11 protein-coding genes are annotated in these 15,322 nt (G+C 76.4%); 3 read left to right on the top strand and 8 right to left on the bottom strand.

What is annotated here, in order from left to right; genetic code table 11:
• Positions 1–19 precede the first annotated feature (19 nt).
• From ACI79O_RS01580 to ACI79O_RS01570, 3 genes are all read left to right on the top strand, one after another.
• Entirely contained in the window at positions 20–1,828 is a 1,809-nt protein-coding gene (locus tag ACI79O_RS01580) for an ABC transporter substrate-binding protein (RefSeq protein WP_456886204.1), read from the top strand.
• Positions 1,829–1,863: 35 nt separating this feature from the next.
• Positions 1,864–2,097, top strand: a complete 234-nt coding sequence (gene secG / locus ACI79O_RS01575) for a preprotein translocase subunit SecG (RefSeq protein ID WP_456874215.1) — start codon at positions 1,864–1,866, stop codon at positions 2,095–2,097.
• 88 nt (positions 2,098–2,185) lie between these two features.
• On the top strand, positions 2,186–2,554 hold the full coding sequence (locus tag ACI79O_RS01570) for an RNA polymerase-binding protein RbpA (RefSeq protein WP_456874214.1): 369 nt from the start codon (positions 2,186–2,188) through the stop codon (positions 2,552–2,554).
• Positions 2,555–2,623: 69 nt separating this feature from the next.
• On the opposite strand, the gene ACI79O_RS01565 is transcribed toward ACI79O_RS01570, so the two are convergent.
• From ACI79O_RS01565 to tkt, 8 genes are read right to left on the bottom strand one after another with little or no spacing between them, the layout of a single operon-like run.
• Entirely contained in the window at positions 2,624–3,487 is an 864-nt protein-coding gene (locus ACI79O_RS01565) for a PIG-L deacetylase family protein (protein ID WP_456913182.1), read from the bottom strand.
• Complete coding sequence (locus tag ACI79O_RS01560; protein WP_456913181.1) at positions 3,484–6,579, bottom strand: BTAD domain-containing putative transcriptional regulator; 3,096 nt, start codon at positions 6,577–6,579, stop codon at positions 3,484–3,486. Before ACI79O_RS01560 ends, ACI79O_RS01565 begins: the two co-directional genes overlap by 4 nt.
• A gap of 23 nt (positions 6,580–6,602) precedes the next feature.
• Positions 6,603–7,424, bottom strand: coding sequence for a 6-phosphogluconolactonase (gene pgl, locus ACI79O_RS01555; RefSeq protein ID WP_456913180.1), 822 nt, complete (start codon positions 7,422–7,424; stop codon positions 6,603–6,605).
• A complete protein-coding gene (locus tag ACI79O_RS01550) occupies positions 7,421–8,575 on the bottom strand; it encodes a glucose-6-phosphate dehydrogenase assembly protein OpcA (protein ID WP_456886196.1) in 1,155 nt (384 codons plus the stop codon). The genes pgl and ACI79O_RS01550 overlap by 4 nt, the downstream gene beginning before the upstream one ends.
• A 40-nt stretch (positions 8,576–8,615) precedes the next feature.
• Positions 8,616–10,133 carry a glucose-6-phosphate dehydrogenase gene (zwf, locus tag ACI79O_RS01545; RefSeq protein WP_456886194.1) on the bottom strand — a complete coding sequence of 506 codons (1,518 nt, stop codon included), beginning with the start codon at positions 10,131–10,133 and terminating at the stop codon, positions 8,616–8,618.
• 51 nt (positions 10,134–10,184) lie between these two features.
• Positions 10,185–11,792, bottom strand: a complete 1,608-nt coding sequence (locus ACI79O_RS01540) for a glucose-6-phosphate isomerase (RefSeq protein WP_456886192.1) — start codon at positions 11,790–11,792, stop codon at positions 10,185–10,187.
• Positions 11,789–12,892 (bottom strand): transaldolase, encoded by a 1,104-nt coding sequence (tal, locus tag ACI79O_RS01535; RefSeq protein ID WP_456886190.1) that lies wholly within the window; start codon positions 12,890–12,892, stop codon positions 11,789–11,791. The genes ACI79O_RS01540 and tal overlap by 4 nt, the downstream gene beginning before the upstream one ends.
• Before the next feature lie 34 nt (positions 12,893–12,926).
• Positions 12,927–15,161 (bottom strand): transketolase, encoded by a 2,235-nt coding sequence (tkt, locus tag ACI79O_RS01530; RefSeq protein ID WP_456886188.1) that lies wholly within the window; start codon positions 15,159–15,161, stop codon positions 12,927–12,929.
• Positions 15,162–15,322 lie beyond the last annotated feature (161 nt).

The raw sequence follows: 15,322 nt of genomic DNA, 5'->3' as shown, positions 1-15,322 counted from the left end.
GCCGAGCGGGGGGACACGGGTGGGCAGCAGGCTGCAGCGACCCACCCGGTCCACCCGGCTGCCGGGGCTGCTGTCCGGTACCGCCGGCCGCGTCCTGGGCCTCGCGCTGGTCGTCGCGCTGGTGGTCGCCGTCGCGGTCAGCTGCCGCGGTGGCGGGGACGGCGACGCCGGCGTCCCGGTCCTCGGCGACGGCCCGGACGCCGGTCTCGAGGGTGTGCGCGCCCCGTCGGACGAGGCCGGCGGCACGCTGCGGGTGGTCACCGGCGAGATCGACAGCCTCGACCCGCAGCGCTCCTACCAGCCCGGCGTGTGGAACCTCATGCGGCTCTACGCCCGCACGCTGGTCACCTACTCCTCCGAGCCCGGTGCCACCGGCGAGCTCGCGCCCGACCTCGCCACCGACCTCGGCACCACCCCCGACGGCGGCTTGACCTGGACGTTCACCCTCCGCCCCGGCGTGGGGTTCGAGACCGGCCGGCCGATCACCTCGCGCGACGTCAAGTACGGCATCGAGCGGTCCTTCGCCTCCGACGTCATCGTGGGCGGCCCCACCCACGTCGTGGAGCTGCTCGACGACCCCGAGAACCCCTATGCCGGGCCGTACCAGGACGAGGACCCGGCCAAGCTCGGGCTGGCCGCCGTCGAGACGCCCGACGACGCCACCATCGTCTTCCGGCTCCGCTCGGCGCAGCCGGACTTCCCCTACGTCCTGGCGCTGCCCTCGAGCAGCCCGGTCCCGGTGGAGAGCGACACCGGCGCCGGCTACGGAGCCGACCCGGTCTCGTCGGGCCCGTACGCGATCACGACGGTCGACGCCGCGACCGGCATCGTCCTCGACCGCAACCCCGCCTGGGACCCGGCCAGCGACGAGGTCCGCACGGCGCTGCCCGACCGGGTCGTCGTCCGCACCGGCCTGTCCAACCTCGAGCGGGACCAGGCGCTGCTCGCCGGCTCGGCCGACGTCGACGTCTCGGGCACCGGCGTGCACCCGGCCACCGGCGCGCGGCTGACCGGCGAGACCGGGGGAGAGGTGCCCCTGCCCGACCGGGTCGACGAGGTGACCAGCGGCGCGCTGCGGCTGCTGGCGCTGCCCACCGACGTCGCCCCGATGAGCGATCCGAACTGCCGCACCGCGGTCGCCGCCGCGATCGACCGCCGCGCCGTCCAGGAGGTCCTCGGCGGCCCCGACCGGGCGGTGCGGGCCGGGCAGCTGTGGCCGGGCACGCTGCCCGGCGGGCCCGAGGGGGAGGGTGCCGACGCCGGGCCGGACCCCGATGCCGCCCGCGACGCGCTGGCCGCGTGCGGGCAGCCCGAGGGCTTCAGCACCGTGCTGGCCGTGCCCGACGCGCAGGCCAGCGTCGAGGTGGCCGGCGTCGTCGCCGCCCAGCTCGCCGAGGTGGGCATCGACGCCGAGGTCCGGCCGCTGCCCGCGGCCAGCTTCTACGCCACCGACGTCGGCAGCCCGGACAACGTCGCCCGCAACGGCTTCGGCATCGTGCTGGCCACCTGGACCGCCGACTTCCCGCTCCCCGGCTCGTTCCTCGTGCCGCTGGTCGACGGCCGCTCGGTCAGCGCCGTCGGCAACACCAACTACGCGCGGCTCACCGACCCCGCCGTGTCCGCGGCCGTGGACGCCGCCCGCGCCGCCACCGATCCCGAGGCCGCCGCCGCGGCCTGGCGGGACGTGGCCGCCGCCGCCCTCGACACCGGTGCGTACGTGCCGCTGGCGGAGGCCCGCGTGCGGCTGCTGGCCGGTCAGCGGCTGCACAACGGCGTGGTCATGCGGCCCTACGCCGGCTACGACCTGGCCACCGCGGGCGTGCGCTGAGCGGACCCGCCGCGGGCACCGGCTACCCTGGTGCCATGGTCGAGGTCGTCCTCAACGTGCTGCTGGGTCTCACCAGCGTCCTGCTGGTGGTGCTGATCCTGCTGCACCGGGGCAAGGGCGGCGGCCTGTCCTCGATGTTCGGCGGTGCGGTGTCCTCGCAGCTGTCCGGCTCCTCGGTCGTCGAGAAGAACCTCAACCGGCTGACGATCTTCACCGGGCTGGTCTGGACCGTGTGCATCGTGGCCCTGGGCATCCTGCTGAAGGTCTGACGGAGGCTCCACCAGGCACCTCGCGGAAAATCGTGATCGAGAGAACACGCTCCAGGCCATAGACTGCGCGCGCGACGCGAACCGCGCCGTGCAGGTCGGTCCAGAGGGGGCGCTCGTGGCTGGTGGCAACGCGATCCGGGGGACCCGGGTCGGTGCGGGTCCGATGGGAGAGGCCGAGCGCGGCGAGGCCGCACCGCGGCACAGGATCGGCTACTGGTGCAGCCAGGGCCACGAGACCCGGGTGGCCTTCGCCACCGACGCCGAGGTGCCCGACCTCTGGGACTGCCCCCGGTGCGGCCTGCCGGCCGGCCAGGACGCCGCGGCACCGCCGCCGGTGCCGCGCACCGAGCCGTACAAGACCCACCTCGCCTACGTCCGCGAGCGGCGCAGCGACGCCGACGGCGACGCCCTGCTCGAGGAGGCCCTGGCCAAGCTCCGGGCCCGCCGCGGCGCCTGAACGTCCCGGGTACCGCAGCCCCGCACCGAGCTGCGGTACCCGGCGTGCGTGGTGCCGGGTGGCCGCCGGTCAGCCCGTCGCCGGGCAGGGCACCCAGGCCGCCCGGCCCGGGTCCCACCAGGTCCCCGGCCGGCGGGGCCGCCACGCCACCCGCGCCAGGTGGTCGGTCGCCAGGAACGCGCGGCGCAGGTCCGGGCTGAGCCCGTCGAACGGGGTGGCCTGCGAGCAGTGCTCGGCCATCGCGGCCTCGCGGCGGTCGAGGAACCGGCTGACGTCGAGGACGTCGGTCACCTCCGCGTCGGGGCGGCCGAAGTCGGCCGGGTCGATCGCGTGGTAGGCCGTGTCCGGCCGCACGGTGCGCATCTCCTCGAGCCAGCGGCGCATCAGCGAGTTGGGCAGGCAGTGCTCGACGAGCACGGTGCCCGGCGCCGCCGCGTCCCGGACCGCGGCCGCGGTGGCCGTCCGGACCCGCTGGTGGTCGCGGTGCCCGTCGGTGCCGTCGAGGACCAGCACCACGTCCGGCCGCGCGTCGGCGACCAGCCGGGCGAGGACCCCGGCGACGGCGTCGGGCGGTGCCGCGCAGAGCGACCCGCGGGGCGGCGCGCCGTCGAAACCCGAGTCGCGGTAGCCCAGCAGCTCCACGGCGGCGACGCCGAGCGCGGCCGCCGAGCGGTACAGCTCTGCCTCCCGCACGGCGCCCAGGTCGCCGCAGTCGGGCAGTCCGGGAGCCGGCTGTCCGGCCTCGCCGCGCGTGGCGCAGGCCAGTGTCACGCGGGCACCGGCCGCGGCGGCGCGGGCGATGACCGACCCGCACCCGAAGGCCTCGTCGTCGGGGTGGGCCACGACGACCAGCCAGCGGTCGCCGGGCCGGACGTCGGTCACGGGGTCGCGGAGGGTGCCGGACGGGGACGGGAGCAGGGTCGCAGCGGTCATGGCCCCGAGGGTGGCGCCACCGACTTGAGGTCCTCTTGGCGTCCTCTGACGCCGGCCGCCTGCCGGGCGGCGTCCCGCAGCCGGGTCAGCTCCGGCACCCAGTAGCGCTCGCCGCGCTCGGCGACGGCCAGGCCCGCCTCGCAGGTCGCGGCCGCCACCGCCGGCTCCCCGGCCGTCAGCGCGGTGGCGGCGAGCAGGCCGAGGAAGACCGAGCGGCCGGCGGCCAGACCCTGCCCGGCCAGCGCCGCGTGCGCCTCCCGCATCACGGCCAGGCCGGCCCGGGGTTCGCGGCGGGCGAGCAGCCAGCCCTCGGCGAAGCGGACCACCGCCGACGGGTAGCGGTACTGCTCCCACGCGGGCTCCCGCAGCGGCAGCGCGACCAGCCGGCGGACGCGGTCGGCGTCGCCGTCCACCAGCGCGAGCACCAGCGCCCAGCGGCGGGCGAAGCCGGCCGCGCCCAGCCCCGCCTCCTCGGCGACGGCCAGGGCCGCGTCGGCGTGGGCCCGGGACTCGTCCCGCCGGCCGAGCAGCCACAGGCACAGGGCGCGGACGACGGCGAGCCGGGTGGGCGGTGAGAAGGCGAGCGAGCGGCGCAGGTCGACGCGGCCCGTGGCGACGTGCGCCCCGGCTCGCTCGAGATGGCCCAGCGCCTCGGCCGGGCGGGCCTGCATCCACCGCACGACGGCGGTGATGTCCTCGGTCAGGTAGCCGGCCGTCGGGTCGTCCAGGTGCCCGGCGAGCGCGGCCATCCGGGCGACGGTGCGGTCGGCGTCGTCGAGGCGGCCGACCTGGCACTGGAACAGCGTGGCGACCCACAGCAGCTCGACGTCGTCGGGGTGCGGCGGGTCGGGCACCTCCCAGGCGGTCACCAGCCGGCCGTACTCGCGGACGGTCGGGCTGTCGTAGCCGGCCGCCCACGCGTCGGCGTACGCGGTGCGGCCGAGCGCGCGCAGCTCCCGCCGGCGGCGCTCGGGACCGGCCGGCAGGGCGGCGGCCGCCGTCAGCAGCTGCCCGCCCAGCTCCCGGAGCAGGTCGAGCGCCGAGACGCGGACCGCGTGGTCGGTGGCGCGCTCCAGCCACGGCACGGCGGCGACCCCGCCGTCGAGCGCGCGGGCGGCGAACAGGTGGCCGGCGACGCGCGCGGCCTGCTCCGGGTCCGCACCCGCCCGCGCGGCCAGCCGCTCGCCGATCGCGCGGTGCAGCCGGGCGGTGCGGGCGCTGGACAGCTGCGCCCGGAGGACCTCGGCGAGCAGCGCGTGGCCCGGCGCGAACGTGCCGTCCCCGCCGTCCACGGCCAGCCGCGCGGCGACCGCCGACTCCAGGGCGCCCAGCGCCTCCCCGACGGGGACGCCGACGACCGCGGCGAGGTCCTCGACCGACAGCGGCGCCCCGGCGACGGCGGCCGCGGTGAGCAGGTCGGGGCCGGGAGGCGGCCGGCGGAGGACGCGCTGGCGCAGCACGTCGTGGACCGCGGCGGGCACCCCGCCCACGGCGCGGCCCCGTCCCGTCGGCGCGCCGCCGTCGGGAGAGCCGGTGGCACGGGCCAGCTCGAGGGCGAAGAAGGGGTTGCCGTCGGCGCGGGTCACCACGTCCCGGACGCCGTCGTCGCCGAGGTCGGCGGAGGCGGCGGTGCGGACCAGGTCGGCCACGGCGGCCGGGGCCAGCGGCTCGAGGTCGAGGCGGACCAGCCGCGGCAGCCGGCCGAGCGCGGCCAGCGTGTCGACCAGGGCGGGCGCGTCCGCCTCGCCGCTGCGCAGCGCCAGGGCGAGGACGACGGGGGAGCCGGCGACGTCCGCGGCGAGACCGGCGACCAGGCGCAGGGTCGCCGGGTCGGCGGCGTGCAGGTCGTCGAGCGCCAGCACCGCCGGCGGGCCGGTCGCGGCGAGGACACCGGTCAGCGCGTCGGTCAGGTGCACGAGCACCATCGCCGGGTCGATGCCCCCGCCGGCGGCCTGCGGTGCCTCGCCGAGGCCGGGGACCACCGCCCGCAGCGGGCCGAGAGCACGTGCCACCCCCGCGCGGGTCGCCGCGTCCAGCCCCGGGACGGCGCCGCGCAGTACCTGCAGCACCGGCCAGTAGGGCGGCGCGGCCACGCCGTCGCGGCAGGTGCCGGTGTGCGCACCGCCCCCGGTCGCGCCGGCGGACGCGGTGAGCCACCGCAGCAGCTCGGTCTTGCCCATCCCGGCGTCCCCGGTGAGCAGCACGACGGCGCCCGACCCGCCGGCGGCGTCGGTCAGGACGCGGGCGAGCAGGGCGCACTCGCCCTCCCGGCCGCGCAGCGGCGGCGGCCCCGCCGCCGGGGACGGCGCGGGGACGGACCGCACGGGCACGGGCTGCAGCGCCGGGTCCCGGCGGAGGATCCGCTCCTCGACCTCGCGGAGTGCCGGGCCCGGGTCCAGACCCAGCTCCTCGCGCAGCAGCCGGCGGCCCTCGGCGAGCACCGCCAGCGCCTCCCCGGGGCGGCCGCCGAGATACAGGGCGTGGGCGAGCGAGGCGCGGGCCTGCTCGCGCAGCGGGGCGGCGGCCAGGTGCGCCTGCAGGTCGGCGACGGCGCGACCGGTCTCGCCGAGCGCGAGCAGCGCCGCGGCCCGCTGCTCGACCGCGTCCTGCCGCAGTTCGGTCCAGCGGTCGGCGGCGGCGCGGGCGAAGGGCTCGTCGGCGAACTCGGCCAGCGCCGGGCCGCGCCACAGCGCCAGGGCGTCGTCGAGCAGGGCGACCGTCCGGGCGGCGTCGCCGGTGGCGTGCCGGGCCTCGCCGAGCAGCCGCTCGAAGAGGTCGGCGTCGATCTCGACGGCCTCGCGGGCGAGCCGGTAGCCGGGTGGCGCGGTGAGCAGCACCGAGCCGCTGGAGCGGGGCGCCCGCCCGGGGTCGAGGGTGCGGCGCAGCAGCGCGATGGTGCTGTGCAGGGACGCCGTGACCTTGGGCGGCGGCGAGCCGTGCCACAGCAGGTCGGCCAGGCGGTCGGCGGGGACCAGCCGGCCGGCCTCCAGCGCGAGCACCGCCAGGGCGGCCCGTTGGAGGCGGGCGCCGACCGGCACGGGGACACCGTCGCGGCGGACCTCGAGGGGCCCGAGCAGCCCGATCCGCAGCACCCCGTCCGCCGCCGTCCCGCCCGTCAGTCGGTGTCCTGCGCTCCGGGCAGCCGGCTCGCCGCCGCGGCGTCGAGCAGCCAGCGGGTGGCCCGGCGGCCGCAGGCGCCGGCCGCCGGCACGTCGAGCGGGTCGGCGCCGCCGAGGGCCCGCGCGACGGCCTCGGCCTTGCCCTCACCGGCCACGAGCAGCCACACCTCCTCGGCGCTGCCGATCGCGGAGAAGCCCAGGCTGACCCGGGTCGGGGGCGGCTTGGGGCAGTCGCGCACGGCCACCACGGGACGCGCGTCCGACGCCGCCGGCGAGTGCGGGAAGATCGACGCCACGTGGCCCTCGCCGCCCATCCCGAGCAGCAGCACGTCGAAGCGCGGCAGCGGCCCGCCCTCCGCCGCGTCGGCCAGCACCCCGGCGTACCACTCGGCCGCCTCCTCGGGCTCGGCGAACCCGGCGTCGGAGGCCGGCATCGGGTGCACCCGCTCGGCGGGTACGCCGACCCGGTCGAGCAGGACCTCCCGGGCGCCCTTCTCGTTGCGCTCGTCGTCGTCGGCCGGGACGAAGCGCTCGTCGCCCCACCAGACGTCGACGGCGCCCCAGTCCACCCGCTCGCGGGCCGGCTCGGCGGCGAGGTCGGCGACGCGCCGCAGCACGTCGGTGCCCACACCCCCGCCGGTGAGCACGACCGACGCCGTCCCGTGCACCGCCTGCGCGGCGGCCAGCCGGGCCACCAGCGCCGCGGCGACCGCGCGGGCCAGCGTCTCGGCGTCGGGCTCGACGATCACGTCGGGCACCGGGCCGTCGGTCCGCCGCGAGAGCTCCTCGACGATCCGGTCACCGGGGGTGAGGGTCACCGGACCGCCTCGGGTGCCGTCGGGTCGGGGGTGTCGTGCTCGCCGTGCAGGGCCACCTCGTCGGTGCCCTCGGAGGTCGGCGGGACGGTGGGCGCCGCGCCGTGCGGGCTGCCCTCGGCGACCTCCGCGGCGTCGACCGCCCCGGATCCGGCGCCGTCCGGCTCGGCGGGGTCGACCCACACGTGCGAGCGCACCCCGGCGCGGCCGGCCAGCCCCGAGACCCCGGTGGTGGTCTCCAGCGCCTCGGCGTAGGGCTCGTCGGGGTCCAGCCGGCGCAGCTCCTCGCCGAGCAGGTCGCCCAGCGAGCGGTCGGGCAGCGCCATGGTGGCGTCGGGCCGGTAGGGCTGGCTGATCACCGCGCCGCCGCGGCGGTCGGCGTGGACGCGCACCTCCTCGTCCTGGTCGAGCTCGAGGACCACCGAGTCGATGCCGCTGGGGCCGGAGTGCCGGGTGGCCTGCACGACCTCCAGCCGGGCGCCCGAGCGTGACTCGATCCAGCCGGCCAGCAGTTGCGCGGTGGCCGCACCCGGGTCGCCCTCGACGCGCCCGCCCAGGATCCGGACGACGTCGCCGCGGCGGCCGGAGACCGAGTCCAGCGCCGAGGTGAGGGTCGCCCGCCAGCCGGTGGACCGGGTCCAGGCCAGGTCGGTGTCGCCGGGCGCGTAGTCCTGCGCCCGGGTGCGCAGCGCGGTCATCTGGTCGGCGGCCACGGTGCTGTCGGTGATCCGCCGGTCGGCGATGACGGCGAGTGCGTCGGTGGTCAGCTGTTGGGGCGGGTCGCTGTGCCACCAGGTGACCACGGGGGCGTCGGCGGCCAGCAGGGGGAGCACGACCGACTCGGCGTGCAGGGCCAGCCGCCCGTACATCCGCATGACGACCGCCTCACCGGGGCCCAGCCGCCCGCCGATGGACACCTCGGCGTCCAGGCGCGGGACGGGGGCCTCGATCTGCCGGCGCACCACCACGAGGATCCGGCAGGGGTGCTGCTCGGAGGCGGTGGTCGCGGCCTCCTCGGCCTCGGTCACCCGGCCCTCGTCGGCGACGACGACCAGCGTCAGGGCCACGCCGGAGAGGACCGCGCCGCCGGTCCGTCGCTGGGCGGCCAGTTCCTTCACCACGGCCGAGCCGGTGGTGTCCCACAGCGTGGTCACGGGATCTGCTCCTCTCGACGGCGACTGTCCCGGGGCGGGGTCACGGACGCCGCCACCGGCGCCCCTCGGCGGCGAGCATGTCGTCGGCGGCCCGCGGGCCCCACTCGCCGGCCCGGTAGGGCTCCGGCGCGCTGCCCGCCCAGAACTCCTCGAGCGGGTCGATGACCGCCCAGGACGCCTCGACCTCGGCGTTGCGCGGGAACAGCGTGGCGTCGCCGAGCAGCACGTCGAGCAGCAACCGCTCGTAGGCCTCGGGGCTGGTCTCGGTGAACTGCTCGCCGTAGAGGAAGTCCATGGACACGTCCCGGACCTCCATGACGCTGCCGGGCACCTTCGACCCGAACTTGAGCGTCACCCCCTCGTCGGGCTGCACGCGCACGACGAGCTGGTTGTTGCCCAGCTCCTCGGTGTCGGTGTCGGCGAAGGGCAGGTGCGGCGCCCGCTTGAACACCAGCGCGATCTCGGTGACCCGGCGCGGCAGCCGCTTGCCGGCGCGCAGGTAGAACGGCACGCCGGCCCAGCGGCGGGTCTCCACGCCCAGCCGGACCGCGGCGTAGGTCTCGGTCGTCGACGCCGGGTCGACGCCCTCCTCCTGCTGGTAGCCGCGGGCCCGCTGGCCGGCCAGCCAGCCCTGCTCGTACTGGCCGCGGACGGCGAAGGTGCGCATGTCCTCGGGCAGCGACACCGCGCGCAGCACCTTGAGCTTCTCGGTGCGGATCTCGTCGGCGGAGAACTCGACCGGCTCCTCCATCGCGGTGAGCGCCAGCAGCTGCAGCAGGTGGTTCTGCAGCACGTCGCGGGCGGCGCCGGTCCGCTCGTAGAACTGCGCCCGCCCGCCGATGCCGACGTCCTCGGCCATGGTGATCTGCACCGAGTCGACGTGGTGGCCGTTCCAGATCGGCTCGAACAGCGTGTTGGCGAACCGCAGCGCCATCAGGTTCTGGACGGTCTCCTTGCCCAGGTAGTGGTCGATGCGGAAGACGTCCTCGGCGCTGAACACCGAGTCGACCAGCTCGTTGAGCTCGCGGCTGGAGGCCAGGTCGGTGCCGAAGGGCTTCTCGACGACGACCCGCCGCCAGCGGTCGGGCGTGCTCTCGGCCATGCGGGTGCGCTGCATCTGCTTGAGCACGACCGGGAACATCGCCGGCGGGATGGACAGGTAGAACGCCGCGTTGCCGCCGATGCCGTGGCTGCTCTCCAGGTCGTTCAGCGCGTTGGCCAGCTCGTCGAAGGCGTTGTCGTCGTCGAAGGACCCCTGCACGAACCGGACGCTGGCGGCCAGCCGCTCCCAGACCTCCTCCCGCCACGGCGTGCGGGCGGCGTTGCGGGCGGCGTCCCGGGCCAGCTCGGCGAAGTCCTGGTCACCCCAGTCCCGCCGCGCGAAGCCCAGCAGCGCGAAGTTGGTCGGCAGCAGCCCCCGGTTGGCCAGGTCGTAGACCGCGGGGAGCAGCTTCTTGCGCGCCAGGTCGCCGGTGATGCCGAAGACGACCAGCGCGCAGGGCTCGGGGACGCGCGGCAGCCGCCGGTCCCGCGGGTCGCGCAGCGGGTTGGGGATCACGAGTCCTCCTCTGGGCTCCTCGGTGCGACGACCCCGGTGCTACCCCGGCGGTCAGCCGAGGGCACCGAGGACCTGGTCGATCCCGGCGGCGCGGTCGGTCAGGTGCAGGTGCAGCAGCGGCCGCTGCCGGTCGGCCAGCGCCTGCCGGTCACCGGCGGCCTGGGCGGCCTGCAGCGTGCCGAAGGAGAACGGCCGGTCGGGCACCGGCAGGTCCTCGGCGACCGCGCCGGTGACCTGCAGGAACGCGCCGACCTGCGGGCCGCCCTTGTGGTACTGGCCGGTCGAGTGCAGGAACCGCGGACCCCAGCCGAAGGTGACCGCGTGCTCGGTGCGCCGGGCCAGCGCCGCGCGCAGCTCCCCGGCGCGGGCGTCGGCCTCCCGGTCGAGGTAGGCCATGACGGCGAGGTAGCCGCGTGGCGGCACCGAGGCCAGCAGCGAGTCGAGGACCAGCCGCAGGCCGTCGTGCTGCGACACGTCGACGCCGTCGAGCACCCCGCCCGAGCCGTACACCTCGACCGCGCCGATCGTCACGGCCGGCTGCTCGTCGGGCAGGCCGGCGTCGAGGATGCGGGCGGTGTTCTCCTTCGACTCGGTGACGTTGGGCTGGTCGAAGGGGTTGATCCCCAGCACCCGCCCGGCGACCGCGGTCGCGTACTCCCAGCCGAGGAACTGGGCGCCCAGCGGGCCGGTGACCCCGACCGAGGGCCGGCCCTCGACCGGGCTCCCGCCGACGACGGCCAGCAGTGCGTCGGGCGCCGCCGATCCCGGGGCGTCGGCCGACTCCAGGACGACGGGCAGCAGCCCGCGGCCCTCCTTGCCGGTGGACTCGGCGACGAGCTGCTCGGCCCAGTCGCCGAAGCCCTCGATGCGGCCGCCGCCGGTGCCGCCGTCGGCCAGCGCCACCTTGTCCCGGCCGGTGCGGAAGCCGGCCCCGAGCGCGACGCCGAGCTCCAGCGCCGGGTTGCCCGGCTCGGCGAGGTGCTCGGCGAGGTCGGCGGCCTCGTCGAGCAGGGACCCGACGTCGACCCCGGCCAGCGCGGCCGGCACCAGGCCGAACGCCGACAGCGCGCTGTAGCGGCCGCCGACGTTCGGGTCGGCGAGGAAGACCGCGCGGGCGCCCATCGCCGCCGCCGTCTCGGCCAGCGGCGAGCCCGGGTCGGTGACGACGACGAACCGGCGCCCGGCCTGCTCCTCGTCCAGGCCCGCCTCGGCGAAGGCGGCGAGGAAGGCCCGGCGGTGGCTGTCGGTCTCGATCGTGCCGCCGGACTTGGAGCTGACCACCACGACGGTGCGCTCGAGGTCGGCCATGGCGGCGGCGACCTGCCCCGGGTCGGTGGTGTCGAGCACCACCAGCGGTGCGCCCGCGGTCCGGCAGATCACCTCGGGCGCGAGCGAGGACCCGCCCATGCCGGCCAGCACCACCCGGTCGAGGCCCTCGGCGGCCAGCTCCGACCGCAGCGCGGCCAGCCGCGGCAGCAGCTCCCGGGAGGACGCCGGCAGGTCCAGCCAGCCCAGCCGGATGGCGGCCTCGCTCTCGGCCTCCGGACCCCACAGCGTGGCGTCCTTGGCCACCAGCCGCGCGGCGACGTCGTCGTCGGCCAGTTGCGTCCGGACGTTCTCGGGGACGTCGAGCCCGCTGCAGCTGAACTGCAGGGTCATGCCTTGTCCTCGAGCTCACTGCGGACCGACTCGGTGAGCTCGTCCCACGAGTCGACGAACTTCTGCACGCCCTCGTCCTCGAGCACGCGGAAGACGTCGTCGAGGTCGACCCCGGCGTCGGCGATGGCCTTCATGGTGGCCGCCGCGTCCTCGTAGCTCTGCTGCACCGGGGTGCCCGGCTCGCCGTGGTCGGCGTAGGCCTTGAGCGTCTTCTCCGGCATCGTGTTGACCGTGCCGGGGGCGATGAGCTCGCTGACGTAGAGGGTGTCGGAGTACTCGGGGTTCTTCACGCCGGTGGAGGCCCACAGCGGCCGCTGCGGCCGGGCGCCCTTGGCCTCCAGCGCCTTCCAGCGGTCGGAGGAGAAGACCTCCTCGTAGGCCTGGTAGGCCAGCTGCGCGTTGGCCAGCGCCGCCTTCCCCTTGAGCTGGTCGGCGCCGACCTTCTCCAGCCGCTTGTCGATCTCGGTGTCCACGCGGGACACGAAGAACGAGGCCACCGACGCGATCCCGGTCAGGTCGGCGTCGGGGTCCTCGGCCAGCCGCTGCTCCAGCCCGGCCAGGTAGGCGTCCATGACGGCCCGGTAGCGCTCGAGGCTGAAGATGAGGGTGACGTTGACACTGATGCCGCGGGCGATCGAGGTGGTGATCGCCGCCAGCCCCTCCTCGGTGGCGGGGATCTTGATGAACAGGTTCGGCCGGTCGACCAGCCACCACAGGTGCGCCGCCTCGGCCGCCGTCGCGTCGGTGTCGCGGGCCAGGCCCGGCGCCACCTCCAGCGACACCCGGCCGTCGCCGGGCTGCCGCTCCGCGACCGGCGCGAGCAGGTCGCAGGCGTCCCGGACGTCGGCGGCGGTGATGGTGCGCAGCGCCTCCTCGACGCTCACCCGGCGCACGGCGAGGGCGTGCACCTGGTCGTCGTAGGAGTCCGACCCGCTGATCGCCGCGGCGAAGATCGTCGGGTTGGTGGTGACGCCGACGACCGAGTACTCGTCGACCAGCGACTGCAGGTTGCCGCTGCGGATGCGGTCGCGCGAGAGGTCGTCGAGCCAGACGGCGACCCCCGCGGACGACAGCTGCGCCAGCTTCTCGTTCTGTGCCATGGTCTCGGTCCTTCCAGATGGTGGGCCCGGCGGCTCAGCGGTCGCCGGTGGGGTGGGGGAGGCCGCCGGTGGCCGCGACCGGGCCGGCCGGGACGGCGGTGCCCGACGCGGCGGCCTCGATCGACTCGCGGGCGGCGGTGACGACGGCCTCGTCGGTGAGACCGAACTCCTCGTAGAGGACGGAGTAGGCGGCGCTGGCGCCGTAGTGGGTCAGGCCCACGATCCGGCCGGCGTCGCCGACGAACTCGCGCCAGCCCATGGGGACGCCGGCCTCGACGCTGACCCGGGCGCGGACGCTCGGCGGGAGCACCTCGTCCTTGTAGGCCTGGTCCTGGTCGGCGAACCACTCGACGCAGGGCACCGACACCACGCGGGTGGGGACGCCGTCGGCCTCGAGCCGCTCGCGGGCGGCGACGGCGATCTGCACCTCCGAGCCGGTGCCCAGCAGGATCACCTCGGGCTGCCCGTTCGAGGCGTCGGCCAGCACGTAGGCACCGCGGGCGACGCCCTCGGCGGAGGCCATCACCGAGCGGTCGAACACCGGCAGGTTCTGCCGGGACAGCAGCAGGCCGGCCGGGCGGTCGTTGTGCTCGAGGATGGTCCGCCAGGCGACGGCGACCTCGTTGGCGTCGGCCGGGCGGACGACGTCGAGGCCGGGGATGGCGCGCAGCGCGGCGAAGTGCTCGATCGGCTGGTGGGTCGGGCCGTCCTCGCCCAGGCCGATCGAGTCGTGCGTCCACACGTAGATGACCGGCAGCTGCATGAGCGCGGCCAGGCGGACCGCGCCGCGCATGTAGTCGGAGAAGGTGAGGAAGGTGCCGCCGTAGACGCGGGTGCCGCCGTGCAGCGCGATGCCGTTCATGATCGCGCCCATGGCGTGCTCGCGGACGCCGAAGTGCAGGGTGCGGCCGTAGGGGCCGCCGCTCCACATCTTCGTCTGGCGGTCCGAGGGCAGGAACGAGGGCTCGCCCTCGACGGCGGTGTTGTTGCTCTCGGCGAGGTCGGCCGACCCGCCCCACAGCTCGGGCAGCACCGGGTAGAGGGAGGAGAGCACCTTGCCCGAGGCCTTGCGGGTGGCCACGCCCTTGGGGTCGGCGTCGAAGGTGGGCAGGCCCTCGGCCCAGCCCTCGGGCAGCCGGCGCTCGCCCATCCGGGCCAGCAGTGCGGCGCGCTCGGGCTGCTCCTGCGCCCAGGCGTCGAAGCGCTGCTGCCACTCGGCGTGCGCCTGCTTGCCGGTGTCGACCACCGAGCGGGCGTGGGCGAGCACCTCGTCGTCGACCTGGAAGGTCTGCTCCGGGTCGAAGCCGAGGACCTCCTTGGTGGCGCGCACCTCGTCGTCGCCGAGCGCCGAGCCGTGTGCGGCGCCGGTGTTCTGCTTGTTGGGCGCCGGCCAGGCGATGACCGTCCGCAGCACGATGATCGACGGGCGGCCGGTCTCGGCCTTGGCGGCGGCGACGGCGGCGTCGACCGCGGCGAGGTCCTCGCCGTCGTCGACGCGCTGCACGTGCCAGCCGTAGGCCTCGTAGCGCTTGCCGACGTCCTCGGTGAAGGCGACGGTCGTGTCGTCCTCGATGGAGATGCGGTTGTCGTCGTAGACGAGCACCAGGTTGCCCAGCTTCTGGGTGCCGGCCAGCGACGACGCCTCGCCGCTCACGCCCTCCTCCAGGTCGCCGTCGGAGGCGAAGACCCAGATGGTGTGGTCGAAGAGGCTCTCGCCCTCGGCGGCGTCGGGGTCGAGCAGGCCCCGCTCGCGGCGGGCGGCCATGGCCATGCCGACGGCGTTGCCGACGCCCTGGCCGAGCGGGCCGGTCGTCGTCTCCACGCCCGGGGTGTGGTTGACCTCCGGGTGGCCGGGGGTCTTCGAGCCCCAGGTGCGCAGCGCCCTGAGGTCGTCGAGCTCGAGGCCGTAGCCGGACAGGTACAGCTGCACGTACAGCGTCAGGCTCGAGTGCCCCATGGACAGCACGAAGCGGTCGCGGGCGACCCAGTTCGGGTCGCTGGGGTCGTGCCGGAGCCACTTGTGGAACAGCAGGTAGGCGGTGGGCGCCATGCTCATCGCAGTGCCCGGGTGGCCGTTGCCGACCTTCTGGACGGCGTCCATGGCCAGCACCCGGGCGGTGTCGATCACGCGGCGGTCGAGGTCGCCGAAGCCGTCCGGCAGCGTCGGGCGCGGCTGGCGGGGGTCGCCGGTCGGCGCGTCGGTGGCGGCCTCGGCCGGGGCCTCGGACCCGGTGCTCCTGGTGCCCGAGCTCGTGGTGTCGCTGGTCATGTCGGACGGTGCTCCTCGAGGTCGGCCGGTGCTGAGCCGTCCGGGGACGGTGTCCCGTGCTCCCGGACGGGCGACGCGGGCGGTGAGTGCGGTGGGGCCCGGTGCCCCCCGGGTCATCGCTGGCCCGGGACGCTCCGTCGTCGGCGACGGCCGTACCCGCT

Source organism: Geodermatophilus sp. SYSU D00696, from assembly GCF_054050235.1.
Note: the sequence above shows the minus strand (reverse complement) of the source record. Positions and strands in the feature narration are given on the sequence as shown.

Bases quoted from the DNA above. Each gene is read 5' to 3' on its own strand.
- ACI79O_RS01565 (WP_456913182.1), bottom strand. From the start codon at position 3,487: ATGACCGCTGCGACCCTGCTCCCGTCCCCGTCCGGCACCCTCCGCGAC.
- tkt (WP_456886188.1), bottom strand. From the start codon at position 15,161: ATGACCAGCGACACCACGAGCTCGGGCACCAGGAGCACCGGGTCCGAG.
- ACI79O_RS01540 (WP_456886192.1), bottom strand. From the start codon at position 11,792: ATGACCCTGCAGTTCAGCTGCAGCGGGCTCGACGTCCCCGAGAACGTC.
- secG (WP_456874215.1), top strand. From the start codon at position 1,864: ATGGTCGAGGTCGTCCTCAACGTGCTGCTGGGTCTCACCAGCGTCCTG.
- tal (WP_456886190.1), bottom strand. From the start codon at position 12,892: ATGGCACAGAACGAGAAGCTGGCGCAGCTGTCGTCCGCGGGGGTCGCC.